Here is a 25,560-nt window from a genome sequence, read left to right as displayed (position 1 = left end):
TTTATTGATTGCTCAATCAGTATATCAATCACGTTGGTAATGTTAAGTACGTTGTTTAAGAGAAAAGAAAATGGAATTGCAGAATCTGAGTTTGCTGGTGGTGTTTGCTGTCAGTATGACGTTTACCCCGGGACCGGCTAATCTGACCTTGCTGGGCACCAGTGTGCAACTGGGCATACGCAGCACGCTGCCGCTAATGGCAGGGGTGGTAACAGGGTTTGTGATTAATGCCCTGGCGATTTGCGTCGGGTTAGGAAGTGTTTTTCAGCAGTTTCCTGTGATGGTGACGTTCATTAAAGTGGCCGGTACGTTCTACATTCTCTATCTTGCTTACAGCTTGTGGCGGGTGAGACACGCCGAAGCCCGCAGGGCCAGCGCTGTTGCCCCGGGATTCTTTAAAGGCATACTGGTACACCCGCTGAACCCCAAAGCCTGGCTGATGTTGATCACCGCCTACAGCCAGTTTGTGTCACCCGACCGTGTGGTCACAGACAGCCTGGCCCTTATCATTGTGTTTTGCTTAAGCGGACTGGCTGCAAACAGCTTGTGGACAGTACTTGGCAGTGTGATCCACGAATATCTGCAAGTCCCGAAAATGCGATACAGCTTTTTTACTTCACTGGCAGTGATGCTTTCAGGCTTGGCAATTGCGCTGTGGTTGACATAATAGGCGAAAGCAGCGCATACGGGACGCCACAGATGAAAAAAGCAGTACTGGATAAAACCGACAAGGCCATTTTAGCGGCGTTACAGAATAACAGTGAAACACCGGTAAGCGATATTGCAGAACAGGTGGGGCTGACGACGACACCGTGCTGGCGCCGCATCCAGAGACTGCAAAACGACGGGCTGATCAGCAAGCGTGTGGCACTGCTCAGTGCTATGCATCTTGGCTTAACCATGACAGTGTTCGTGCAGGTAAAGGCATCCCGTCACGATGCGCAGTGGCTGGACAAGTTTGCCCGCCATGCTTCCTCTTTTGAAGAAGTGGTCGAGTTCTACCGCATGTCCGGCGAGTATGATTATCTGCTTAAAGTGCTGGTTACTGATATGCAAAGCTTTGATCACTTCTACAAGCGCTTGGTATCCGGCATCGATTTGAGCGATGTCACCAGCAGTTTTGCTATGGAACAAATCAAATATTCCACTGAAATGCCCCTGACTCATCTGTGAGCGCAGGCTGACAACGTGCAATACTTTGTGTTGTATCAGGTTGACAGCAATCAGTTCCTTCTTTCACTTCACAGGTGATCCGCCGGTGTCACCCGTGTGATACTGTGTGCAGGTTCAAATGCACAACAGGAATTCATCGTGACAGCCTCTGCTAATCCTCACTGGAATGATATTTTTCATCTTGAAACGCAGCTAACCGGCGAAGAGCGTATGCTTCGTGACGCGGCCAGAGACTTCTGCCAGACGGCACTGATGCCGGGCATCGATAAGGCTAACCGGACAGCGACTTTCGATACGGCCATCATGCGCCAGTTCGGCGAAACGGGCCTGTTAGGGGCAACCATTGATGGCTATGGCTGCGCCGGGGTGAATTATGTCTCTTACGGATTGATTGCCAGAGAAGTGGAGCGGGTCGACAGCGGCTACCGCAGCGCCATGAGCGTGCAGTCTTCACTGGTCATGCACCCTATTGCGACATTTGGTACCACTGAACAGAAAGAAAAATATCTGCCCAAACTGGCCACCGGAGAATTTATTGGTTGCTTTGGTTTAACTGAACCGGATGCGGGGTCGGATCCGGCGGGAATGAAAACCCGCGCGGAAAAAGTGCCGGGTGGATACAAACTGACAGGCAATAAAATGTGGATCACCAATTCGCCGGTAGCCGATGTCTTTGTGGTATGGGCGAAAAATACTGATGAGGGCGGTGAGATTTGCGGTTTTGTGCTGGAAAAAGGCATGGCCGGTTTGTCGGCACCGGAAATCAAGGGCAAGTTGTCGCTGAATGCCTCTGTTACCGGCGAAATCGTTATGGATAACGTATTTGTGCCGCAGGAGAACATGTTTCCCGAAGTACGGGGACTAAAAGGACCATTCAGTTGCCTGAATATGGCCAGATACGGTATTTCCTGGGGAGCTATGGGGGCAGCAGAGTTTTGCTGGCACGCTGCGCGGCAGTATGGTCTCGATAGAAAGCAGTTCGGCAGGCCGCTGGCACAGACTCAGCTTTTTCAGACAAAGCTGGCAGATATGCAGACGGAAATTGCGCTGGGCTTGCAGGGGAGCTTGCGGGTGGGGCAACTGATTGACGACGGCACATTTGATCCCGTGATGATTTCACTGGTTAAACGGAATAACTGTTCAAAGGCGCTGGATATTGCCCGTAAAGCCAGAGATATGCACGGAGGCAACGGGATTGCCGGTGAGTTCCATGTTATGCGGCATATGCTGAATCTGGAAACAGTGAATACTTATGAGGGCACTTACGATATTCACGGGTTAATTCTGGGCAGGGCGCAAACCGGACTGCAGGCGTTCTTTTAATTTTTTCCGGCACAAATAAAAACAGGCCTTGTGAACAAGGCCTGTTTATCGGGTGTTGACGCTAGTGATTTGAGTCAGCGAGTAGCTTGGATTTCTTCTTGATCTTGCAATCAAAAATCTTCTCAGCATTTTTCCTTCCAATATAGTATGCAACTGTATATGGATGGCTCCGCTCAAAAAACCGCGTAAATGACTTGGTTAATGCATGCATATTCATGAGCCCTCCTGTGGTTTACCCGTCACTATCATATAATTATGACAGTAATATGTCTAACGTGTTACAGAGAAATTTAGTTCACTACGATAAAATAAATTTATCGGGTGACTCCCTTTAAATATAGGCGTTCCGTTAGAATTTGCTAGTTTAATTTTTTTATAGAATAAAATGTTTCTTACTACCACTGCCGGATAATTTTTTCGTATATATCGGCATCAAGCAGGCTGAGCTGCGTCGCCGCCGGTGTCAGTGCCTGTAATGCGTTTACTGCATCCTGCCAGTTATCGTAACGGTTGCCGTCAATCATATAGACACTGGCAGCGGCGGGGCGGGTTGAGTCCAGTGGATACGCCGTTGCGGCTGAGGGCGGGGTGGTATCGTGGAAAACCGATTCTGACGTAATGTAATCGGCAATGCCGTCGTTGTTGATGTCTTTACTCAGCCAGCTCTTTCCTAACAGAGTGTTGTAGGTGCCGTCAGATTGCATTTGCGAAATGGTGTCGTTAAATGTTGAGATCAGGCCTCTGTTAGCGGCTGTATCCTCTGCCAGCATCAGATGGAAGCCGCTGGTAATGAGGGCGTCAGCCGAGCGGGAGACCAGTTCCTCGTTATCTGCCAGCAGTAAAAGGTTAAATTCATCAATCAGTAAAGCTGAAGTCATCAGCAGGGGCGTACGATCATCAGCAAATTGTTTAAAGGCATCGAATGTAGTGGGCGTACGGGACCATTTCACCTCGCGCACGGCGCGGATCTGCGTGGTATTAGCAAAACGGTTCTCAATAGCAATGCGGCTGTCCTGTAACTGAGGCAGCAGTTTAATTTCTTTTACCGCAGGACGTTTGCTGGCTGCATACAAATATAAAGGCAGATACGGAGTTGAATAGAGGGCATTACTCTGTTTGTCATCAAGACTGATAAACGCATATTCTCCGTCAAGCTGGCCGGTAGTCAGTGCACCGCCTAAAAAGGCCCTTCGCATCACTTGCAATGTCACGTCCGTGTCCATACGCCTGAAGGCCTCAGCGACAATACTGTTCAGCCTGGCAGGCTCACCTTCGTTATCAATGTAAGTGGCGAGAGGAGAGGCGCCCAGTTTGATTTCTGCCTGTGCCGGGGTCGTCAGACAAAACAGGCCCGTCAAAATTAAACCGCTAAATACCTTTATCATCAAATACTTCCTAAATACGTCTGCCAGTACGGAGTCATTCGGGCAGCGTCGTCTACCGTAACCGGCTTTATTGTAAAAGTGTAGCGTCCCGGGGGGATTAATACAGAAAAAGCGTGACAACCTGTCACGCTTTTAACCTGAGGATAGTGTGAGGACAGCTTGCAGAGACGGGTCGCAAGCTGTGTTTCAGGCTTACTCGCCGAAACTGCCGGCTGCGCCCGGGTAGACCACCGGGCTTTCAATGCCGTCCTTGCTGACACTGGCAACACCAAAGAAGTAGTTGTCGATGACAATATTTTCCAGTGTGGCTTCAGTGACGTCACCAACAAATTTGCTGTATTGCCACTGCGGTGCATCCGTGTAGCGCCAGTACAACTTATAACCGGCTAGCTGAGGATTTTGTTTACTGTTGGCGGCTTTCCACTTCAGCGTGGTGGAAGGTTGTACCGCTCCTTCAATGGATACTTCTGCCGGGGGGGACGGTGCCCAGGACATTGCAGCCAGACTCACTGCATTCAGTCCGGTCAGTTTGGCTGCATAGTCGAAGTCAACGCCGTCCAGGGTGTCGCCGTATACAATGCCGTCTTCCGTGCGTAAGTCCTGATGCTGGCGGGTATAGTTCTCGTTGGTTTCCATGATGCGGATACCGGGATAGCCTAAATCATTGAATGGCCGGTGGTGTCCGCCGCGGCCGAACCGGTCGAGCCGGTAGATCACCATGGTGTCTAAATTTTCGATGTACTGATCTGCAATTTTATCAATATAACGGGCCAGATTACGGCTGGGAGAATCCACTTCTCCGCCGGTGAAGCGCCGGGTACGGGCTTCTGCCTCAGTTTCAGTGACTCTGGTACCTTCAGCGAACAGACGGGCGGTACTGTTATTGATAACGCCGTTCACCCCTTCAATATTGCCAATCATATCGTTATTCAGCACGGCCTTTATGCGCCAGCTTTCCTTCTGCGCTTTTGCGGCGAGAATTTTACCGCCGAATAAACCCTGTTCTTCACCGGAAAGGGCTGCGTAGACAATAGTGCCGTTAAATTTGTACTGGCTGAGTACCCGTGCCGCTTCTAATGTACCGGCAACACCTGAGGCGTTGTCGTTTGCGCCGGGACTGTCTGATGTGAAATCCATCACATCGGATACCCGCGAATCAATGTCACCGGACATGATCACGTAGCGGTCCGGGTCGGTGGTTCCCCGTTGGATAGCAATGACATTGACCACTTCCACAGGATCGGGAATTCGCTTTTCACCACTGATGGTGTCACTGACCGTGATAACCTCAAGGCAGCCACCGCATTCCGCGGAGATTTGTTCGAATTCTTTTTGGATCCAGCGACGGGCGGCACCAATGCCACGGGTGTCTGATTTTGTTTCAGACAACGTGTGACGGGTACCGAAATTCACTAGTGTAGTGATGTCTTTTTCAATACGGTCTGCGGAAATTGCTTTAGCAATATCGTGCAGGCGCGGGTCGTCGTTAGCGGTGGGGGCTGCTATCGCTGAAGCGGACAGCAGCATGGTAGTAGCAACCAGTGTGCGTGGTAGCATAAACACTCCTTCAAGCCTGTTGTAAGTGCCACGCTTATGGTTGCGTGGCTTTATATGAAGGCGTAGGCGTCACCGAAGAGTTTACCGGTGGACAGGCCACATGCTGCAAAGTCATCCCGTGCCACTTTGGCCATTTCGAAACGCCCTGCAATATAAACCTGTTTGTCAGATAAATCCGGATAGTCAGTCATCACAGCTTTGTGAACCCAGCCGGTTTTACCCTGCCAGCCTTCTTCAGGAAATTCTACTACCGGAGCGAAGGTGAAATTGTCATGCTTAGCCGCTAATGCTGTCAGTTCATCGAATAGATAGAGATCTGACTGATTGCGTCCGCCCCAGTAAAGGGTCACCGGCGTAGTTGCATGATCTTTCAGTGCCTGCTGCAAAATAGACCAGGTATAAGAAAAACCGGTACCACCGGCGATAAGAATCATGTCTGAACCATCATTTTGTAATGATGCTTCTCCGTGGCCGCCACTTAAGGTGACTTCACCTTCATTACGCATTTTATCGAGGACTTCGGTGGCGTAAGCGTTTTTCTCATCTGCACCAATGTGCAATTCGATTCGACCATTGTCATAAGCCGGATTAGCGATGGAAAACGGACGCTTATCTTTTCCGCCCATATGCACCATGATGTACTGACCGGCTTTAAAATCCACCGGCTGCGCAGGCGTTAACTCAACTTTATAAACGACCTCAGTTAACGGCGTGATGGCCGTAACCTTACACTGAAATTCCGACATAGTTACTCTTTGATTGGTTGAAGTTCTGACGCAGGCTGAGAGGGGAGCGCATGTGCAATTAAAACACGCGGTAAACCCATCCATGGGCGCTCCACCGCAGCATCCCTGCTGCGGAGGGTTTTAATTACACATACATTCCCCGCTTTCACGCCTGCGTCCGGCTTTATGCTCACAATATGTTTGCGGAGGTTGGGAATAATGCGTGTTTGAATTTCGCACAGACTTCACCAGCCAATGGTTCGCACACACACTCCCCGCTAATCAGTCCATAATACCAAGACTGTCCCAGATGTCATCCACGCGCTGTTTCACGTTTTCATCCATGACGATAGGCGTGCCCCACTCGCGGTCTGTTTCACCGGGCATTTTATTGGTGGCATCCATACCCATTTTAGACCCCAGACCGGAAACGGGAGAGGCAAAATCCAGGTAATCAATGGGTGTGTTCTCAATAAGAACAGTGTCTCTTGCAGGGTCCATTCTGGTGGTAATGGCCCATATCACGTCTTCCCAGTTGCGGGCATCCACATCGTCATCACATACAATCACAAATTTGGTATACATGAACTGACGCAGGAACGACCAGACGCCCATCATCACCCGTTTGGCGTGGCCGGGATACTGCTTCTTCATGGTGACGACCGCCATGCGGTAAGAACACCCTTCCGGCGGCAGATAAAAATCGACGATTTCAGGGAATTGCTTTTGCAAAATAGGCACGAACACTTCGTTCAGTGCTACACCAAGAATCGCAGGCTCATCCGGCGGACGGCCGGTATACGTAGAGTGATAAATGGGCTTCTGACGGTGGGTGATATGGGTGACAGTGAATACCGGGAAAGAATCGACTTCGTTATAGTAGCCGGTGTGATCGCCATAGGGACCTTCCGGTGCTACTTCGTCCTGAGCGATATAACCTTCCAGCACGATTTCAGCACTGGCCGGCACCTGCAAGTCATTACTGACAGATTTTACCACTTCTGTTTTGCTGCCACGTAACAAGCCGGCAAATGCATATTCCGACAGCGTATCCGGCACCGGAGTTACAGCTCCTAAAATGGTGGCCGGATCGGCGCCAAGGGCTACAGATACCGGATAAGGTTCGCCGGGATGGGTTTGACACCATTCACGAAAATCCAGTGCACCGCCACGGTGGGATAACCAGCGCATGATAACTTTGTTTTTCCCGATGACCTGCTGACGGTAAATACCCAGATTCTGACGTTTTTTGTGCGGACCTTTGGTAACTGTTAATCCCCAGGTGATCAACGGCGCTGCATCGCCCGGCCAGCAGCGCTGAACCGGCAGCTTAGATAAGTCGACGTCATCACCGCTGAGCACCACTTCCTGACAGGGCGCCTTCTTCACTTCTTTGGCCGGCATGTTCAGGACCTGCTTGAACACCGGTAATTTTTCCCAAAGATCCTTCAGACCTTTGGGCGGCTCGGGCTCTTTTAAGTAGGCGAGTAATTTACCCACTTCCCGGAGCGCCGATACTGATGACTGACCCATTCCCAGCGCTACACGTTCCGGCGTACCAAACAAGTTTGCCAGTACCGGTATGTCTGACCCTTTCGGGTTCTCAAATAACAGGGCCGGACCTTTGGCCCGCAATGTACGGTCGGCGATTTCCGTCATTTCCAGGTCGGTGTCGATTTCCTGTGTAATGCGTTTCAGCTCGCCTCTGGCTTCAAGTTGCTCAATAAAATCCCGTAGATCTTTGTATTTCATCGTTTCCGTGTTTATTGCATCCTGAGAATGGTAGCCGGAGTATATCACTTAACGGCCGGATCCGTTTCAGGGGATGCCGGTTTGTGTCATAAACTTAATTGAGCAGCAGGTTGTTGATATAAATTAATCTGGACAGCGGCTGCAAATGGTAGTGTTATAGCGGATGTACCCGCAGTATTTGCCTTACAATTAACCCTGCTGTGGTGCACTCAAACAATAACAGTGTCAGGAGAGTGTAATGGTGTTAGTAGATCAGGATATGGTCGACGAGTTAAATCTTCTTCTTAAATTTCCGGCGTCCAGTCTCATGCAGGGACTGAAAATTCATCACGACGCCAGCCAGTCAGTTGTTCACGCCGCAGAACGTCTTTACTCAAAAGGGATCATTACTCAGCCTGACGGCGGCTATCTTACCGACCTGGGCGTAGACCTGGCAGAGCATGCCCGGCACATCCAGTCAGCATTATCGATGAAACTGAACTAAGCTTGCAGCTTAAGCTTTACCGTACCCCGCCGATAAATTAAACATAGCGGTGCGATGCCTGTTACTGACGGCATCGTTCACCGGCACCGGGGTTAATGACAGTTCAGGTTTTCACATGAAAAATCGCGTAATTCTTTTGTTTACATCATTGCTGTGTGTTGCCGGGCTTAATGTGTCTTCTGCTCAGGAGATCAAAGCCGTGCAACTGTACACACAGGATGAACTTATCAACATGATCAACAAAAATGAGCACCTTACACGGGTGGTCACCGATCGTTGTCAGCTGGTACAGGATATTGAAGCCCACGCAGAAGTGCTGAGGGAGCCCGCTTATCAGTTTCTTTGGGGCGATATGCTGGCCTGGGGGGTCTGTGTGGATGCCGAACCTGAGCGCGGAATTGGATTTATCCGTGATGCATCGGAACAGGGATTGCCGGCTGCGCTTGAGCAACTGGGCCGGTACTATGCCAAAGGCACCCTGGTGCAGACAGATAAAAAGCGTGCAGTCATTTATCTCCGTGAAGCCTCAGCACTGGGTAACTTAAAAGCACAAATGCAACTTGCGCAACTGTTTCTCGATGGTCACGGCAGCCCTTACGATTATGAAGATACCTATCACTGGCTGTATAACGCAGTGACAGATGACAAAAAAACGCACAGCGACATCGCCGGATACTTGTCGGAACTGGAAAAGCTGATGCACCCGAAAGCGGTAAGAAACGCCAGACGGCCTGCTGATTCCTGACAGTATTTACTTTGGTTGCTCAGGGGCTTTCTCAATCAGGCCCTTGAGGGTGTCCAGCGTATCGGCCTCTGCGGCAGGTTTATCCCAGCGGATACGGTGAATGCGGGGGAAGCGTAAAGCTACCCCTGATTTATGCCGGCTTGAGGGATGTACAGCATCAAACGCGACTTCTACCACCAGCTCCTTTTTTACTTCCCTTACCGGACCAAAACGACCCGTTGCATTGCGGCGTACCCAGTTATCCAGCTTCTTGAGTTCTTCATCAGTGAAGCCGGAATAAGCTTTGCCCACCGGGAGCAGTGTATCGCCCTCCCGGGCACCGAAGGTGAAGTCTGAATAAAAGCTGGAACGCTTACCGTGACCTCGCTGGGCATACATAACGACTGCATCAATTAACAGCGGATCCCGTTTCCATTTATACCACAGCCCTTTTGGGCGGCCGGGTACATAGGTACTGTCTTTGCGTTTAAGCATCAGTCCTTCAATGGAGGTGTCTTCTGTGACTTCCCTGTGCAGTGCTTCCAGTTCAGCCACATCACTCACACTGTAGGTCGGGGATAAGTGCAGGCGCTCACCCGGATACTTTTCAATGTAATCCGCCAGGCGCTGACGACGCTCAGTTAATGGCAGGTTCATCAGTGACTCGCCATTAAGTTCCAACAGATCATAGGCCATGATTGCTACCGGTAGTGATTGCATAAGTTTTGCGGAGGGTTTCTTCTTATTTAACCGTTGCTGTAATTGATTGAAGGTATCGACCTTATCGCCGTGCATCACCAGTAATTCACCATCGAGTACCAGGTTATGATCGATGGTGTCCAGCAGATCCGGAAACGAACCACTGATATCGTCACCGGTGCGGCTGAACAGGGCCTTGCCCGCAGGAGCCGATACCAGTTGCACACGGATACCGTCGAACTTGGGTTCAATTTGCCATTCTCCCGCGGCAAGTTTTTCCCGCGTATCATCATCGATGGGATGGGAAAGCATCACAGGATGAAAGGTAACCCGGTCAGAAATATCCGGCTTCGGCCCTTTATTTTCCAGCCAGTTCAACAATTCAGTGTAAGGTGGCTCGACGCCATGCCAGAGGGCTTCAATTTCTTCTACAGGCACTTCACCGTAGCTGGCAAGGATTTGCTTAATGCTGCGGGCAGAGACTCCTATGCGCAACCCCCGTGTGCCCAGTTTTATCAGCGCCCAGCGCTGAGAGGCTGTCATGTTATCGAGAAGGGCGGTGAGCAACGGTTTTACTTCTGTCCGCTTCGCCTCGCGGAATGATTCGACAATCTCATTCAGACCGGGCAGCACAACATCGCCTGAGGGCTGAGTTTCAGGTTGCCACAGGTGCGCCACCGTTTCGCTCATTTCGCCCACGTAGTCGTAACTCATGGCAAACAGATTTTCGTCGATGCGTTCAAGCATCAAGGTTTTTATTGTATTGCGCTTAAAAAAATCGAATCTGAGTTCACCGGCGATGGCCGCGATTGCCCAGCCCCTGTCAGGGTCCGGAGTGGTAGCAATGTAATGGGAAATCAGCGCGGCTTTTGCGTTGGTGCCGCTGGTAAAATAAAGCTGTTCAAGTAAATCACTGAATGCTTCCATCAGCCGGTTTCCTCATCGTCATCGTAGCCGACCATAGAAAGCGCTCTGGCTTTAAAACCCATCAGATTTGCCTGATACATCAGTGCATCTTCGCGGCCATGAGTCACCCACACTTCTTTAGGAGAGACTTCTTCGATGGTTTGCAGTAACTCCGGCCAGTCACAGTGATCGGAAATAATCAGGGGCAGTTCAACCTGCCGTTGCCGGGCGCGGGCACGAATCTGCATCCAGCCTGATGCCATCACGGTGCGCACATCAGGCAGGGAACGGGACCAGCGGTCAGCCAGTGCTGAGGGCGGGGCCAAAACAATTTCGCCGGCAAGAGATGTCTTATCCTCCACGTCACTGACCGGAATCAATTCTCCCAGTGCTATACCCTGTTGCTGATAGAGCTCGCATAATTTGAGCAGTGCGCCATGCAGATAAACAGGTTTGTGATAGCCAGCTTCCCGCAAACCAATAAGCACCCGCTGGCATTTTCCCAGCGCATAAGTGCCAACCAGATGGCATCGGTGAGGGAAAACGCTTAGTGATGTAAGTAATTTATCGATTTCATGACTGATTGGCGGGTGAGTGAATACCGGCAGACCGAAGGTTGCTTCAGTAATAAACACATCGCAGGGCACCACTTCGAAGGGCGGACAGGTAGGATCGTGACGACGCTTGTAATCACCGGATATCACCAGGCGGCTTCCGCGATACTCCAGCAGCACCTGGACAGAGCCAAGAATATGACCGGCAGGATAGAGGGTCATTGTGACAGGGTCTGTACTGTCTCCCAATGACACCGGAACGCCCGGCTTAAGCGCAGTGGTGCGTTCTGCCATCTCCTCACCGTAGCGGGTTTTCATAATCGCCAGGGTTTCAGCTGAAGCGAATACATGTTGATGACCTGCGCGGGCATGATCAGCATGCCCGTGGGTAACCACGGCGTTTTCCGCCGGTTGCATCGGGTCGATGTAAAGCTTCGCAGGATGACAATATAATCCTGCCTCTTCTACCGATATCCAGTCTTGTGGGTGCACCCTGTACTCCGTAAACCTGTTTGGTTTAGTTATACGTTCCGGGCGCTTAAACAGATGTGCTGTGAGCAAAGCAGAACATGACATTGATTTAATACCGGACGACTGAAACCACCAGGGCTGTTCATGCGTAACTAACTGGTTTATGGCAAAAAGACTTCCACCTCCTTTTTATCAGTGGCTACGAAGTAAAGGCTGGCAACTGCGCGACTATCAACGTCGTATGCTGCCGGCTGTTGCGGACAATAACGCCACACTGCTGATTGCTCCTACCGGGGCAGGAAAAACCCTGTCCGGTTTTCTGCCTTCTCTGGCTGATTTATACCGCCATCCCGTAGCAGGATTGCACACCTTGTATATATCTCCTTTGAAAGCCCTGACAAACGACATTCAGCGCAACCTGATGGCACCGGTGGAGGCCATGGATCTGCCGGTAACCATTGAGACCCGTACCGGGGACACCCCATCCCATAAACGCCAGCGTCAGCGGCGCAAACCGCCGAATATTTTGCTTACCACGCCGGAATCACTGATGCTTTTGCTGTCATATGCTGATGCACCGGCCATATTCAAAAACTTGAAGACGGTGATCATTGATGAGGTTCACAGCCTGGTTGCCAATAAGCGTGGCGATTTCACTTCTCTTGCACTGGCAAGGTTACAAACCCTTGCGCCTGATATGCACCGTGTCGGATTGTCGGCAACGGTTGCACACCCTGAGGTTATTGCCGGCTGGCTTGGCCGGACTGGGGAACCGGCTGAAGTGATTCAGGTACCGCAGGCGGTGAAGCCTGAAATTACCCTTTTGGAATCAGAGCACCGCATGCCGTTCGGCGGCTTTATGGCCCGCTACGCCATGGAAGAAGTTTACACCGCGATTAAACAGGCAGGCACCACACTAGTGTTTGTGAATACCCGTGCACAAGCTGAATTGGTGTTTCAGATGCTGTGGGAAGAAAACCGGGAGGGTTTACCTATTGCGTTGTACCACGGTTCTTTATCGAAAGAGCAACGCCGCAAAACAGAAAGTCTGATGGGGCAGGGGAGTTTACGGGCTATTGTCAGTACCTCAGCGCTGGAGTTGGGGATTGACTGGGGTGATATCGACCTGGTCATACAGATTGGCGCACCCAAAGGTGTCAGCCGGCTACTTCAGCGAATTGGCCGGGCAAATCACCGGCTGGATGAACCCAGCAAAGCCTTACTGGTGCCGGCTAACCGGTTTGAAGCGGTGGAATGCAGGGCGGCGATGAATGCCATCGCTGCAGGTGAGTTGGATGGCGAGCCGCTGCTCCCCGGGGCGATGGATATTTTGCCTCAGTTCATTTTAAACTGCGCCTGTAGTCAGCCTGCAGACCCGGAGGATATTTACCGGCAGGTACTGGATGCCGCTCCGTATCAAAGTACCGGTTACGCCGATTTCATGAAGTTGTGGGAGTTCACCGTTGATGGCGGTTATGCGCTGCGGGCATACGAGCGTTACCAGCGAATGGAAAAACGGGAGGACGGCACGTACAGCCCTGCATCCAAACGGGTTATTCAGCGTCACCGGCAAAATATCGGCACCATAGTGGAAGCCGGACGGTTGAAGGTAAAGCGCATCCGCCGGGGCAATCAGGGCAAAATTATTGGTGAAGTGGAAGAGTACTTCGCCCAGCAACTGGTGCCCGGCGACACCTTTATGTTTGCCGGAGAAATCCTTAAATTCGAAGCTATCCGGGACATGCAGTTGCACGCAAAGCCCGCCAAAGGTGGTGAGCCGAAAATCCCTTCTTACGCCGGCGGGCAAATGCCCATGTCTACTTTTCTGGCAGAGGGCGTAAGGCAGATACTGGATACGCCGGCAGACTGGTCAACGTTACCGGCACAGGTAAGGGAGTGGCTGGAATTGCAGCAGGCATTCTCGGCCCTGCCCGACAACAAGCGGGTGCTGATTGAGCAGTTTCCTTACCGCAAAACAAACTACTTATTGTTTTATACCTTCGAGGGCCGCAAAGCGAACCAGACTCTGGGCATGCTGATGACGCGGCGCATGGAAAAAATGCGTTTAAAACCGCTGAGCTTTTCTGTCACCGACTATGGCTTGTCTGTATGTTTGCTGGAGCAGGTGACAGAGGCGCAGCTGGAGCAATTGTTCCGACCGGATATTTTGGGTGACGAACTGGAAGACTGGATGCTGCATGCACCGATGCTGAAACGGTCATTCAGGCAGGTTGCCGTGGTCAGCGGCCTGACAGAACAACGCTATCACAGCAGCAACAAAACCATGAAGCAGGTCACCTTTTCCACTGATCTGATTTACGATACCTTGCGGGAACATGAACCCGACCATATTTTACTGACTGTTACCCGTGCGGACGCAGAGAGGGAACTACTGGATTTGAAACGGCTGGCTGACATGCTGATCCGGTTTTATGACAAACTTCACTTTGTGTCGTTACCCAAAGTGTCTCCCATGGCCATTCCCATTGTGCTGGATGTTCGCAGTGAACAGGTGAAAGGCGCCGGTGCACATGCAGTGATAGAGCAGGCCAGTTTGTATCAGGAAGCAGAAGACATGATGGCAGACATCAGAGCCTTGTTAAGTGGTGACGCGCCGGATGAAGCAGGCGGAAACGGGTAAACAGTGCAGGGAATTAAGTGGCGATAACAGAAGAACAGCTTAACCGACTGGTAGCGCACAACAGGGCAGTGCCGGTAAGGTTTGCGCAGCAGGTGTTTATTGCCGATGGCAGGGGCGTGTTGTATTGCCCGGCCAGGGACGCGCTGGTGGTATCCGATCTGCATTTCGAAAAGGGAAGCTATATGAGCCGGTTTGCCAACCCGTTGCCACAACTGGACAGTCTGGCGACATTGCAGCGCCTGCAGGAAATACTGTCAGACTATGCGCCGGCACAGGTTATCTGCCTCGGGGACAGTTTCCATGATGCCGGTGGCTTTGATCGCATGGGCATTGCAGAAAGAAAGCTGCTGGCTGGTTTAACGGCACAATATAAAGACTGGGTATGGATAGCCGGCAACCATGACCCTGAGATCCCGGCCGGTGCCGGTGGCCGCACACTGGATGTTTTGCACTGGGGCAATATCAGGCTGCAGCACGAACCGGATGAATCCGCAGACACGCCTTCCGGGGCACAATCTCCGGCCGCGCAAATCATCGGCCATTTTCACCCTAAAACCCGCACCTGCGTTGGCAGAAAACGTTTCTCCGGCAAGTGTTTTGTAAGTGATGACGACTTGTTTATTATGCCTGCCTTCGGGCAGTACACCGGTGGCCTGGATGTCAGCAGCGGGGTGCTCACCGCGTTGCTGAAGCCGGGTGAAAAACAATGTTTTTTACTGTACGAAAATAAGATATATCGCTGTAAACCTGACTGAAAGTACAGTTATCCTGTTGTTTCGGGTGTACTACACTGGCACGCAGTTATCTACCGGAACGCTGCCACTATGTACACACATCGTCGCTGTCCCTGCTGCAAAAGTCGCAGTATTTGCATGAAAGCCCTCGCTAACAGCGGCAAGTTTATGTGTCGTGAATGCTGGCAACCTGTCAGAGTCAGCCGGCTATGGCGATACGGTGCAACCTTGTTTATGCTGGTAAGCACATTTCTGCTGTTTCAGTTTACATTCCGCTTCGCCGGGGCAATATTATTTTTCCCTTCTCTGATGCTGCTTGCGGGGAATGATATCTATGCGGTGAGGTGGTTTCCGCTGACCAGATTTAAAGACAGTGATTTTGTGGGGAATGAGTTGGATAAGCGCACAAGCCACCGTTTGCGCTGAAGGCAAGACGGCAGCCTGCGGGCTGTCGGAGGATTAATCCCGCCAGCGTTTAGTTAAATCTTCATAGGCGTCAATGCGACGGTCACGGAAGTAAGGCCAGATGCGTTTTACCTTTTCAGTTCTTTCCATATCCAGTTCTACCGCCAGCGTCTCCTCTTTGTCGGCGGAAGCCTGTGCCAGCACTTCACCTTGCGGGCCGGAAATAAAACTCTGTCCCCAGAACTGAATGCCCGGATCGCCTTCTACCGGAGAGGCTTCAAAACCGGTACGGTTTGCCACAATGACTGGTAACGAGTTAGCAACAGAGTGGGCGCGCTGGATTGTATGCCAGGCACCGTGCTGACGCTGACGCTCTTCTTCCGTATCGGTCATATCCCATCCGATAGCGGTGGGGTAGAACAATAAATCTGCACCGGCCATTGCCATCAGGCGGGCTGCTTCCGGATACCACTGATCCCAGCAAACCAGCACACCGAGTTTGCCCACACTGGTTTCAATTGGCTTAAAGCCCATGTCGCCCGGCGTAAAGTAAAACTTCTCGTAAAAACCGGGATCATCAGGAATATGCATTTTGCGGTATTTGCCGGCAATTTCTTTGCTACGGTCAAACACCACGGCGGTATTGTGATACAGCCCGGAGCCCCGCTTTTCGAACAAAGAGGTTACCAGCACAATATTGTGTTTTTCTGCCAGCTCGCCAAAGAAGTCTGTAGCCGGTCCGGGAATAGGTTCTGCCAGATCAAATGCATTCGTGTCTTCTTCCTGACAGAAATACAGTGTTGAATGCAGCTCCTGTAATAAAATACATTCGCAACCTTCAGCGGCCAGCTTAGCAACCTGCTCTGCACTTTTGTTCCAGTTGGTGGCTTTATCGTTGCCGGCAACGGCCTGCTGAACCAGACCTACTTTAAGGGATTTCTTAGGCATAGAGGGTCACTCCTTTATTCAGTTGAGCCACTACAGAAGGCTTCAATGTGTTAACCGGAACCTGCATGGAAATACAATGCAGACTGCCGTATTGTCGTACCAGGGTGTCACAATTCACCGGCACGATGGTGTGATCAGGGAAGGCGGCCTGTGTGACGGCAATGGCTTCTGCGTCCTGAGGCTGCTGATAAACAGGCAGTAAAACCGCATCATTGCAAATCAGGAAATTCGCGTAGGATGCAGGCAGGCGATCACCGTCATCGTTATACATTTCCGGTAACGGCAATCTGAATTGCTCGTGGGCAGGGAACGCATCCGCGCACTCTTCACACAACGCAGCCAGACCGGCAAAATGACTGTCTTCGGGGCAGTTATCCGCGGCCTGAATAACCAGACCTTGTGACGGTGTAAAACGCACCAGTGTATCAATGTGACCGTCGGTATCGTCGCCTTCAAGGTGTCCCTGGTGAAAAATGGTCACTTCAGAGCAATCCAGTATCTTGCGGAATTCATCATCATATTGTGCCAGGGTCATTTTGCCGTTGCGCTCAGGATTTTGCAGGCACTGTGCCGTTGACAGTAAGTGGCCGTTCTCATCAATTTCCAGTGCGCCGCCTTCGGCTACAACATCGCTGGTTTTCAGCGGAAGCTGACACATACCCGCCAGATAACACTGGTTTACCCGGTTATCCAGAGACGCATCGAATTTATTGCCCCAGCCGTTAAACTGAAACTCAACGGGTTGTCCAGGGCTGGTTGTATCGCCCGCGGCTCTGCATGTTAAAAAAGCATAGTCCCGTGCCCACGTATCGTTGAATTCAGCTGACACAATTAAAACCCGTGCACTGGCAGGTAAGCGGCTTTGCACGCCGGCAATATCACTTTCACGGCACAGCAGAATGACACCGGCTTTGGCGGCATTCACCTGCTCAATCACCTGCAGATAAGTGGCTCTTGTTTCTTCAAGCCAGGGCGCCCAGTCAGTCTGGTCATGGGGCCAGGCGAGGATCACAGCATCGATGGCTTCCCACTCAGGAATAAGTGGTGAAGGTGTGTTCGTCATTGCGGTTCCGTTGAATCAGTTAGTAGACGGCGCAAGTATACCCCGTCCCAAAATGGCGATAAATAAAAGACGTTGAAATCAGTTGAATTTAAGATGGCGTCCGCCGTTGACCTGCAGCGTCTCTCCGGTCACATACGATGCATTGAGCAGATAGTTCACTGCATCCACCGCAGCCTGAGCGCCGGGCTCACTCTGCATCAGCGACTTCGCCAGCGCTTTTTGCTTATAGGCTTCATCGTCGCCTTCGTTAAACATCAGCAGTGCCGGTGCTATGGTGTTCACTTTTACATCCGGCGCGAGCATTTGTGCAAATGATAAGGTCAGGTTATGCAGTGCCGCTTTGCTGGCAGCGTAAGCCAGGTGTTTTTCACTGCCAATGTCCTGCACAAAATCGGTTATGTGGATAATATCTGTTTTTTCTTCTGTGGTTGTCAGTAACGATTTCAATCCCATATTCATCAGATAAGGTGCTTTCGCGTGGATTTGCATCATGGCATCAAACAGGGCCGCATAATCTTTGCTGTGTTTTTCTGAGTTCCATGATGATGCATTGTGAATGACCGCCCGCAGGCTGGTTGTGTGACTTTTCACCGCTTCAATACATCGCAGGATGCCGTCATCGGTGCTAAAATCTGCACAAATTGCCACCGCACCGGCTTTTTCAAGGCGCTCAATGGAAGCTTTATGAGTACGGTATGTTACAATTACGGGATAGTTGTTTGTGAGCAGGTTTTCGGCGATGGCAAGGCCAACGCGCTGCGAAGCACCGGTTATCAGCACTGGACTGGGCAAAGCAAACTCCTTGGATGATCAGGTTAACGCCCCTGGTTTCATCATTAAATTTTTATCATCTGACGAAAAAAGTGGTCTGTAAGTATAGCCTTTTTCGTTAAATGAAAATCAGGTTGTTCGGAATTTTTCTAATGTTATCAAATGAAGCAGTAGTTGTACGTGACGCAATCGAACCCGGATTGTCCCCTGCGGCAATTAAGGTAAGAAATGCACTTGAAGCGAAAGGACTGGAAACACCCATGGTGCGGAATGGTCTGTCTGATGATGAAAAGCGCGCACGCATTCAGGCGGCGATGACAGACATCATGGATACGCTCGGGTTAGATCGTACCGACGACAGTCTGGCTGAAACGCCGGCTCGCATTGCGAAAATGTACGTCAATGAAATATTTGGCGGTCTGGACTACCGGAATTTTCCTAAAATCACTGTGATTGAGAACAAGATGCAGCTCAATCAACCCGTACAGGTTACAGATATCAGCCTGACAAGTACCTGTGAACACCACTTTGTTACCATCGACGGCACGGCAAGAGTGTCTTATATCCCCAAGGATACAGTGATAGGTTTGTCGAAACTGAACCGTCTGGTGAGCTTCTTTGCCCAGCGACCTCAGGTACAGGAACGACTCACGCAGCAAGTGCTGGTGGCTATCCAGACGCTGGCGGGCACTGAGGATGTGGCGGTATCTATTAATGCGACACATTACTGTGTAAAAGCCCGCGGGATCAGAGATACCAATTCCTACACGAAAACCTCTGCACTCGGCGGACAATTCACTACCGATCCGTTACTCCGTCAGGAATTCTTCAAAGACTAATTAAGATTAAGAAAACTGCCTGCGCACACAGGCAGTTTGCATGTTTGAGAAGATTATCGCAGCGCGATATCAGAAGACGCTAAAGAGACAATAAGATTGATTTTCTCGCCGATACCATCGGCGGGTACCACTTCCAGATGAGAACCGCACTTATCGCAGGTAGTGTACTTTTCACGGTACATCTCACGGTGCGTATCCAGTTCAATGGCATTGATATGACTACAATGCGGGCAAAGATATTCTTGCTCCAGGGTAGCATTCATAACGTTTCCTTATTTTAAAGTGAAGTCGCGATTTCTGTTCCGTAGAAATCGATATATCAGTCGCATCTGCAACTAACAGTGTTATTAACAGCTAAATTCTCCACGTCTGTTGCCGGGACTTCTAAAACCGCAAAAGACATTTAAGGAGGATCAGATGAAAGCACTAACGGGATTATAGTCCAATTACAGAATTGTAAAGAACTATTCACCACCGGTTTTCAAATAACTACGATGAATAACTTAAAAAGGTTTGAAAAAGCGCCGGCATAGGGGAAGCCGGCGCATGAGGGTCAGATAAGCCACCAGCTTAACTGATAGGGACGCAGTGAAATAACCTGTTCGTGACCAGTGAGCTTGCTGTCACTTAACAAGTCCCGGGCCGGTTTATGTTCGATAGTATTCAAAATATTGCCGCTTACCTGCTGTGCATGCTCGCTGAAATTACACAGGCCCAGCATCTTCTGGCCCTGCTGGTTGTAGCGGACAAAACCAAAGCAATGATGATTACCGGTATCCAGAATTTCCGTACGGGCATCACCGAAAACGGCATGCTGCCTGCGGATGTCCAGCATTGTTTTCAGGCCATTGAAGACTTTTCGTTGGCAGGCTTCATTAAGGCCAGCCGGCGCTTTATCCTGATTCATCACATTTTCTATATGCGCATCAGTAACCGCTATACGGTTTACCCAGCGGTCATCATGACGCTTCGCCGGATTGTCGCGGTAGCTATAGTCGTTTAGTAAACCGAGTTCATCGCTGGAATAAATAAGCGGAATACCGCCGATAGAAAAGGTAATGCCGTAAAGTAGCAGCATACGTTCTATGGCTGTGTCGATGGCATTCTGATCCATGCTGACCAGTGCTTTTTCCAGTCCGCAAAGTGAAGCCAGTGAACCACACACACGGCAGTCACCATTCGACGGATTTTCTGCAAAAGGTACCCCTGACGAGAAGGAACCGTCAAAACGACCGGTGAAATACTGGTTCAGGAAGTAACGGTGATCATAAGGGTTAACACCAATCTCATGGGCTACGCCGTCATCGAATGTCCAGCCAATATCATCGTGACAACGCACATAGTTTACCCATGTAGTGTCGTCGGGAATGACAAAGCTCTTCTTCAGAGATTGTGTCAGCAGGCGTGTTTTTCTTGTGGCGAGACTGTTCCACAATAATGCCATTAATAACGGGTTATAAGACAGCTGGCACTCTTTCTTATCGATGTACTTCACCACCTCGTCAGGGTGCACAATCGCTTCTGATTTGAATACAACGGCCGGCGCAACGATTTGAAGGCAGGCGTTGAATGCCTGGATCAGGCGGTGGGCATTTGGCTGATTTTCGCAATTGGTGCCCATGTCTTTCCAGATAAAGGCGAGGGCGTCCAGACGCAGTCCTGCGCAACCAATGTTTGCCAGAAACAGCATTTCTGAAGTGATGGCGTTAAACACTTCCGGATTACTGTAATTTAAATCCCACTGGAAACTGTTGAACGTCGTCCACACCCATTTTTCCATGGTGTCGTTGTAAGTGAAGCTGCCTCTGCGAACCTGAGGAAAAATTTCCCGTAAATCCCGCTCGTATTGATCAGGAATGGTACGGTCATCAAACAGATAATAATAGTTCTGACAGGTTTTATCCCCCGCCAGCGCAGCCTTCGCCCATGCGTGTTCGTCTGAGGTGTGGTTAAAAACGAAATCCAGCACCAGGTCTATGCCTTCTGCCTGCAACGCATCTGACAGAGCTTCAAGATCTTTCATATTACCCAGTGACGGGTTCACTTTGCGGTAATCGGAAACTGCGTAGCCGCCATCACTGTCACCTTCGGGTGAATCGTACAGTGGCATTAAATGAATGTAGGTGATCCCCAGCGCTTTATAGTAGGGGATTTTATGGTGCAAATCTTTCAGTGTCGGACCCATGAGATCGACATAACAGGCAAGTCCGGTTTGTTCCTGGCCTTTATACCAGCGGGGATCCTTCAGCTTGGCAGCATCCTGCTGTTTTAACTTTGGCTTACGGGCTTTCAGTCCGTCTCGCAGCAGCTCTACCAGTTTTTGCAGATGGTAATAACAGTCATACTGATGACCATACACAAAGGTATAACGTTGGAATAAAGTGGGGAAGTGGGCTTCCAGACGACTGACGAAGGTTGCACTGTCGCGCTTACTGAGCATGGACAGATCCACAGAAGCCAGAATACGGCTTAAACACTGCTCACTGTCTGCGGCATAATTCATTTTATACTCCTGCCTTTCACTGTAAACACCGGAAGATGGCGGTTTGGAATTCACATTTGATTCACAATGATGTTTACAGAGTTTGTACGTTCTGTTACTTTATCTTAAACGATTAAGTGATTTTTGCAAAACATTCTGAATGACTTATTTCTAGTGTCTCAGGAGAAATTGTCTACACTTAATCGAAAAAGTCTCACACGTTTAAATGGTTAAGTTTAGACGAGGTGATGATAAAAAAATGTTAATAGTTGAAATTTAATCCTCAGGTGAGGGGCCACAGGTTGCCTTATCTGCAGTTTATGAGGCAGCCGTATGCAACAGTCGAACAGCCAGTTCATTCGATGGCTTACGTACTTAATGTTTATGATGTTCGCAATGACATCAGATTCTGTGGGCGAAATAATTAAAGAAGTGAAAGTGGCGTTTGATGTCACGAATGCTCAGGCAAGTCTGATGCATTCCCTGCCCATGCTGGGTATTGCAATGTCTGGTTTGTTACTGGGGTTTCTTGCTGACCGCCTTGGTCGTAAAACTACCATCATAATCGGATTAAGTGTGTTCGGTCTGGCGTGCTACAGCTTTTTTATCGCCAACAACTTTGTTTTTATTGTCAGCCTGATGACCTTATCCGGCATTGCGGTGGGTATTTTTAAAACAGGTGCGCTGGCGCTTATCGGTGATATTTCCTCATCAACGAAACAGCATACCGCTACCATGAACGGTGCTGAGGCCTTCTTTGGAGTGGGTGCGATAATCGGCCCGCTGATCGTTGCCTGGCTTATTCATAAGGGTGTGCCCTGGCAGTACCTGTACATTATCGCCGGCGGGATCTGTACATTTCTGATAGTGGTTGCGGTGTGGGTGAAATATCCGGTTTATACCCGCAATCAGGACGACAGCGTTAAGAAAGTCTCAGTGCGTCAAAGTTTGTCTCTGGTTAAAAATCCCTATGCGCTGGGTTTTTCCACCGGTGCCTTTTTATATGTTGCTGCGGAAAGTGCGATTTATGTGTGGATGCCAAGCTATCTGGTGTGCGACGCAGCCTCGTTAAGAGCGACTTATGATTGTTATACCGGCGGTGCGGCCCAAACTCTGGCCATTTATTCTGTTACCGCTTTTTTCATACTTCGTGCTGCCGGACGCTTTGTTGGGATCTGGATGATGAGTCATTTTAACTGGGCACTGGTTCTGATGTTATTCAGCGGCGCCATTGTTGTGTGCTTTGCCGGCGGCCTGATGGGGGGCAAGCAGGTGGCACTTTATCTGTTCCCGCTTACCGGTATCTTTATGTCGGTGATTTATCCGACGTTTAATTCAAAAGGCATCAGTTGCTTTCCTAAACATCAGCACGGATCGGTGGCGGGTGTGATACTCTTTTTCACTGCAGCCGGAGCAGCGGCCGGTCCGTTCATCATGGGACTGGTCAGCGACGCAAATGGTGGCGATGCTAAATATGGCTTTATGGTTGCCACCGTGTTTGCCAGTTTGCTGTTTGCCGGTCTGTTATTTAATTATCTGAAGAACCCGACTCAACGTCAGTTAGAAAAAATTGAGGCTAGTGAATATGGCGCTGCTTGATCAGTATTATGCGGTTATTGAAGCCGGCGGAACAAAGTTTAATTGCGCTATTGTGGATGCTGGCAGGCATATTGTTGAAGAAATCCGCATACCCACTACGACGCCGGAAGAAACCTTAGCTGCCTGTGTCAGTTTCTTTGAAGCACAGCGGGCCAGAGGCTATCACTTTTCGAAAATGGGCATTGCCAGTTTTGGTCCGTTGGATTTGGATAAAAGCTCGGATACCTGGGGCTTTATTACCAAAACGCCGAAGCCTCACTGGAGCTTCGCGTCTGTAGCGCCTTACTTTGCCAGTGCACTTGATTGTGAGGTTGAAATTGATACCGACGTGAATGCTGCAGCGCTGGCGGAATATCGCTGGGGTGCAGCGCAGGAAGCCAGCGTGGCTGTGTATGTAACGGTTGGTACCGGTGTCGGCGGCGGAGTGGTGATTAACGGAAAGCCCCTGCATGGTCTGGTGCATCCTGAAATTGGCCATTTTAAGGTCATCCCGCCAAAGGGCATTGAAGGTGTTTGCCCATTCCACGGTAATTGTGTGGAAGGTCTGGCATCAGGTACGGCACTGGGTAAAATCTGGGGACAGCCGTCTGATACGCTGCCGGATGATCACGAAGCCTGGGATAAACTTGCCGACGTGCTGGCGCAATTGTGCCATAACCTGATGGTAGGTTTCAGCGCCCAAAAAATCGTGTTCGGTGGCGGTGTAATGCAGAAAACGGGCATGATGGAGCGTATTGTTTATAAAACGTCAGCCAGCCTGAAGGATTACATTGTCTTCCCTCAGGGCAAGAGTCTGGACGACATCATTTGTCTGCCGGGGCTGGGAACCCGCTCGGGCATTTATGGCGCGCTGGCGCTGCTGGACCATGACGCATAACGTGTCAGTTAATTTCGTACAGTTCCAGTGGTAAACCATCTGGATCCTGAAAGAACGTAAAACGTTTTTGTGTGTAGGGATCAGTACGGATATCTTCGCAGCTGACATCATGTGCTGTCAGCTGCGCCACAGCCTTATCAATATCACTGACTTTAAAAGCCAGATGCCTTAATCCCTGTGCCTCGGGGCGTGAAGGTCTTGCCGGTGCGCCGGGAAAGGAAAATAACTCTATCTGAGAGCCATCTGGCAGGGCGAGGTCGCACTTCCATGAATCCCGTGCTTCACGGTAATTTTCGTCAATAACACTGAAACCCAGTATGTCTGTGTAAAAGGCTTTTGAAGCCGGATAGTCGTTGCAGATTATCGCAACATGATGAAAGCCGTTTAGCATGGTGTTCCTTAGCGGGATAAAATCCTTAAAAAAGGAGAAACCGGCGGGCTTCTCCTTACATAGATGGTGTCAGTCGCTCAGGGCACATCACTGCCGCGGGCTGACTCAAGCAGAGCGTACCAGTGTTCACGGCTTAAGGTGACGTTGGTTGCCTCTGTGCACTGTCTGATACGTTGCAGGTTTGTGGTGCCGATCACAGGTTGAATGCCGGCAGGATGGCGCATCAGCCAGCCCAGTACAATGGCTTCCGGTGACACACCATACTCTGCCGCCAGTTTGGTAACCAGCGCCGCCGTGGCAACATCTTCTTCAAATTCAGCTTTGCCGCCTGTATACCGGCCCTGTGCCAGGCTTCCCCATGCCTGCAACTGCACTTTATTCAGCATGCAATGTTCAATGGTTCCGGGCGCATAGCCCATATTGCGGTTGTGGGCGCTGTTAGTGGTAATGCCATCTTCTACCCAGTCGCGGAATGCCAGACTCATTTCAAACTGATTGGCGACAATGGGTGTATCCAGTGCACTTTGCAAAAATGCAATCTGATGACCGTGCATGTTAGACACACCGAGGTGTTTAATTTTGCCTGAAGCCTGCAAATCATGAATGGTTTGTGCAACTTCACTGAGTTCAATCAGCGGGTCAGGTCTGTGCAGCAGTAAAATATCCAGTTGCTCAATGCCCAAACGGGACAAAATTCCGTCTACAGATTCGGTTATCCATTTGGCAGAAAAGTCATAGCGCTTGGGACCGGCTTCATCCTCAAAGCGGATGGCGCATTTTGATTGCAGAATCATCTTATCTTTCAGCGACGGTGCATCTTTTAGCACTTGCCCGAATACCTGTTCCGCTTTGGTCAGTGTATAAATATCGGCATGGTCGAAAACAGTAATGTTATTTTCAAGCGCTGTTTCGATGACGTCTCTGGCCTGCGTGTAATGTTCACGGGTGACCGGGGAGCTGTCCCAGTCACCGCCGAGGCCCATACAGCCGTAGACCAGTCTACTCGCGTTGGGAAAATAGTGAGATAACATGCAAAGTCCTGAATTGGTTTTGTTTA

24 protein-coding genes are annotated in these 25,560 nt (G+C 50.3%); 11 read left to right on the top strand and 13 right to left on the bottom strand.

Features of this window, described 5'->3' with window-relative positions; translation table 11 throughout:
- Positions 1-70 precede the first annotated feature (70 nt).
- The 3 genes from DS731_RS18155 to DS731_RS18145 all read left to right on the top strand — a co-directional run bounded on the left by DS731_RS18155 (position 71) and on the right by DS731_RS18145 (position 2,496).
- Positions 71-667: a LysE family translocator gene (locus DS731_RS18155; protein ID WP_119502647.1), complete on the top strand. Its 597-nt coding sequence runs from the start codon at positions 71-73 to the stop codon at positions 665-667.
- 32 nt (positions 668-699) lie between these two features.
- On the top strand, positions 700-1,173 hold the full coding sequence (locus DS731_RS18150; protein WP_181013636.1) for an Lrp/AsnC family transcriptional regulator: 474 nt from the start codon (positions 700-702) through the stop codon (positions 1,171-1,173).
- A gap of 210 nt (positions 1,174-1,383) precedes the next feature.
- Entirely contained in the window at positions 1,384-2,496 is a 1,113-nt protein-coding gene (locus DS731_RS18145; protein ID WP_119503492.1) for an acyl-CoA dehydrogenase, read from the top strand.
- Positions 2,497-2,891: 395 nt separating this feature from the next.
- Here the strand turns inward: DS731_RS18145 and DS731_RS18140 are convergent, their stop codons facing one another.
- The 4 genes from DS731_RS18140 to ubiD all read right to left on the bottom strand — a co-directional run bounded on the left by DS731_RS18140 (position 2,892) and on the right by ubiD (position 7,915).
- Positions 2,892-3,881, bottom strand: coding sequence for a substrate-binding periplasmic protein (locus tag DS731_RS18140; RefSeq protein ID WP_119502646.1), 990 nt, complete (start codon positions 3,879-3,881; stop codon positions 2,892-2,894).
- 192 nt (positions 3,882-4,073) lie between these two features.
- Positions 4,074-5,408: a M28 family metallopeptidase gene (locus DS731_RS18135; RefSeq protein WP_232373571.1), complete on the bottom strand. Its 1,335-nt coding sequence runs from the start codon at positions 5,406-5,408 to the stop codon at positions 4,074-4,076.
- A gap of 80 nt (positions 5,409-5,488) precedes the next feature.
- On the bottom strand, positions 5,489-6,184 hold the full coding sequence (gene fre, locus DS731_RS18130) for an NAD(P)H-flavin reductase (RefSeq protein WP_119502644.1): 696 nt from the start codon (positions 6,182-6,184) through the stop codon (positions 5,489-5,491).
- A 261-nt stretch (positions 6,185-6,445) separates the two neighbouring features.
- Positions 6,446-7,915 (bottom strand): 4-hydroxy-3-polyprenylbenzoate decarboxylase, encoded by a 1,470-nt coding sequence (gene ubiD, locus DS731_RS18125; protein ID WP_119502643.1) that lies wholly within the window; start codon positions 7,913-7,915, stop codon positions 6,446-6,448.
- A gap of 238 nt (positions 7,916-8,153) precedes the next feature.
- Between ubiD and DS731_RS18120 the strand changes: the two genes are divergently transcribed.
- Positions 8,154-8,399: a TIGR02647 family protein gene (locus DS731_RS18120; protein WP_119502642.1), complete on the top strand. Its 246-nt coding sequence runs from the start codon at positions 8,154-8,156 to the stop codon at positions 8,397-8,399.
- A gap of 115 nt (positions 8,400-8,514) precedes the next feature.
- A complete protein-coding gene (locus DS731_RS18115; RefSeq protein WP_119502641.1) occupies positions 8,515-9,144 on the top strand; it encodes a tetratricopeptide repeat protein in 630 nt (209 codons plus the stop codon).
- Between the two features lie 6 nt (positions 9,145-9,150).
- Here DS731_RS18115 and DS731_RS18110 read toward each other — a convergent pair whose 3' ends face one another.
- Together DS731_RS18110 and DS731_RS18105 are read right to left on the bottom strand one after the other, a co-directional pair.
- Positions 9,151-10,749 carry a cisplatin damage response ATP-dependent DNA ligase gene (locus DS731_RS18110; protein WP_119502640.1) on the bottom strand — a complete coding sequence of 533 codons (1,599 nt, stop codon included), beginning with the start codon at positions 10,747-10,749 and terminating at the stop codon, positions 9,151-9,153.
- Positions 10,749-11,774 (bottom strand): ligase-associated DNA damage response exonuclease, encoded by a 1,026-nt coding sequence (locus tag DS731_RS18105; protein ID WP_232373404.1) that lies wholly within the window; start codon positions 11,772-11,774, stop codon positions 10,749-10,751. The genes DS731_RS18110 and DS731_RS18105 overlap by 1 nt, the downstream gene beginning before the upstream one ends.
- Positions 11,775-11,916: 142 nt before the next feature.
- Here DS731_RS18105 and DS731_RS18100 point away from each other — a divergent pair, with 142 nt between their 5' ends.
- The 3 genes from DS731_RS18100 (at position 11,917) to DS731_RS18090 (ending at position 15,554) form a co-directional block, all read left to right on the top strand.
- On the top strand, positions 11,917-14,394 hold the full coding sequence (locus DS731_RS18100) for a ligase-associated DNA damage response DEXH box helicase (RefSeq protein ID WP_119502638.1): 2,478 nt from the start codon (positions 11,917-11,919) through the stop codon (positions 14,392-14,394).
- A gap of 17 nt (positions 14,395-14,411) precedes the next feature.
- Positions 14,412-15,149 (top strand): ligase-associated DNA damage response endonuclease PdeM, encoded by a 738-nt coding sequence (gene pdeM, locus DS731_RS18095; protein WP_119502637.1) that lies wholly within the window; start codon positions 14,412-14,414, stop codon positions 15,147-15,149.
- 117 nt (positions 15,150-15,266) lie between these two features.
- The gene (locus DS731_RS18090; protein WP_150154317.1) at positions 15,267-15,554 is read left to right on the top strand and encodes a hypothetical protein; all 288 of its coding nucleotides are present in this window, start codon (positions 15,267-15,269) and stop codon (positions 15,552-15,554) included.
- A gap of 33 nt (positions 15,555-15,587) precedes the next feature.
- Here DS731_RS18090 and DS731_RS18085 read toward each other — a convergent pair whose 3' ends face one another.
- The 3 genes from DS731_RS18085 to folM form a co-directional block, all read right to left on the bottom strand.
- Positions 15,588-16,481: a carbon-nitrogen hydrolase gene (locus DS731_RS18085; RefSeq protein WP_119502635.1), complete on the bottom strand. Its 894-nt coding sequence runs from the start codon at positions 16,479-16,481 to the stop codon at positions 15,588-15,590.
- Positions 16,474-17,544: an agmatine deiminase family protein gene (locus tag DS731_RS18080; protein WP_119502634.1), complete on the bottom strand. Its 1,071-nt coding sequence runs from the start codon at positions 17,542-17,544 to the stop codon at positions 16,474-16,476. The genes DS731_RS18085 and DS731_RS18080 overlap by 8 nt, the downstream gene beginning before the upstream one ends.
- Positions 17,545-17,622: 78 nt before the next feature.
- Complete coding sequence (folM, locus tag DS731_RS18075) at positions 17,623-18,336, bottom strand: dihydromonapterin reductase (RefSeq protein WP_119502633.1); 714 nt, start codon at positions 18,334-18,336, stop codon at positions 17,623-17,625.
- A 131-nt stretch (positions 18,337-18,467) separates the two neighbouring features.
- On the opposite strand from folM, the gene folE reads away from it, so the two are divergent.
- Positions 18,468-19,154, top strand: a complete 687-nt coding sequence (gene folE / locus DS731_RS18070) for a GTP cyclohydrolase I FolE (RefSeq protein ID WP_119502632.1) — start codon at positions 18,468-18,470, stop codon at positions 19,152-19,154.
- A gap of 53 nt (positions 19,155-19,207) precedes the next feature.
- Here folE and DS731_RS18065 read toward each other — a convergent pair whose 3' ends face one another.
- Together DS731_RS18065 and DS731_RS18060 are read right to left on the bottom strand one after the other, a co-directional pair.
- Complete coding sequence (locus DS731_RS18065) at positions 19,208-19,417, bottom strand: hypothetical protein (RefSeq protein WP_119502631.1); 210 nt, start codon at positions 19,415-19,417, stop codon at positions 19,208-19,210.
- Positions 19,418-19,707: 290 nt separating this feature from the next.
- Positions 19,708-21,657, bottom strand: a complete 1,950-nt coding sequence (locus DS731_RS18060; protein ID WP_119502630.1) for an alpha-amylase family protein — start codon at positions 21,655-21,657, stop codon at positions 19,708-19,710.
- Between the two features lie 357 nt (positions 21,658-22,014).
- Between DS731_RS18060 and DS731_RS18055 the strand changes: the two genes are divergently transcribed.
- Positions 22,015-23,235, top strand: coding sequence for an MFS transporter (locus DS731_RS18055; protein ID WP_119503491.1), 1,221 nt, complete (start codon positions 22,015-22,017; stop codon positions 23,233-23,235).
- The gene (locus tag DS731_RS18050) at positions 23,222-24,112 is read left to right on the top strand and encodes an ROK family protein (protein WP_119502629.1); all 891 of its coding nucleotides are present in this window, start codon (positions 23,222-23,224) and stop codon (positions 24,110-24,112) included. Before DS731_RS18055 ends, DS731_RS18050 begins: the two co-directional genes overlap by 14 nt.
- A 4-nt stretch (positions 24,113-24,116) precedes the next feature.
- Here DS731_RS18050 and gloA2 read toward each other — a convergent pair whose 3' ends face one another.
- Together gloA2 and DS731_RS18040 are read right to left on the bottom strand one after the other, a co-directional pair.
- A complete protein-coding gene (gene gloA2 / locus DS731_RS18045; RefSeq protein ID WP_119502628.1) occupies positions 24,117-24,503 on the bottom strand; it encodes an SMU1112c/YaeR family gloxylase I-like metalloprotein in 387 nt (128 codons plus the stop codon).
- A 77-nt stretch (positions 24,504-24,580) separates the two neighbouring features.
- Positions 24,581-25,534: an aldo/keto reductase gene (locus DS731_RS18040; protein WP_119502627.1), complete on the bottom strand. Its 954-nt coding sequence runs from the start codon at positions 25,532-25,534 to the stop codon at positions 24,581-24,583.
- Positions 25,535-25,560: the final 26 nt, after the last annotated feature.

This window comes from Alteromonas sp. RKMC-009, assembly GCF_003584565.2.
Lineage (GTDB): Bacteria > Pseudomonadota > Gammaproteobacteria > Enterobacterales > Alteromonadaceae > Alteromonas.
This window is presented reverse-complemented; position numbering and strand designations above follow the sequence as displayed.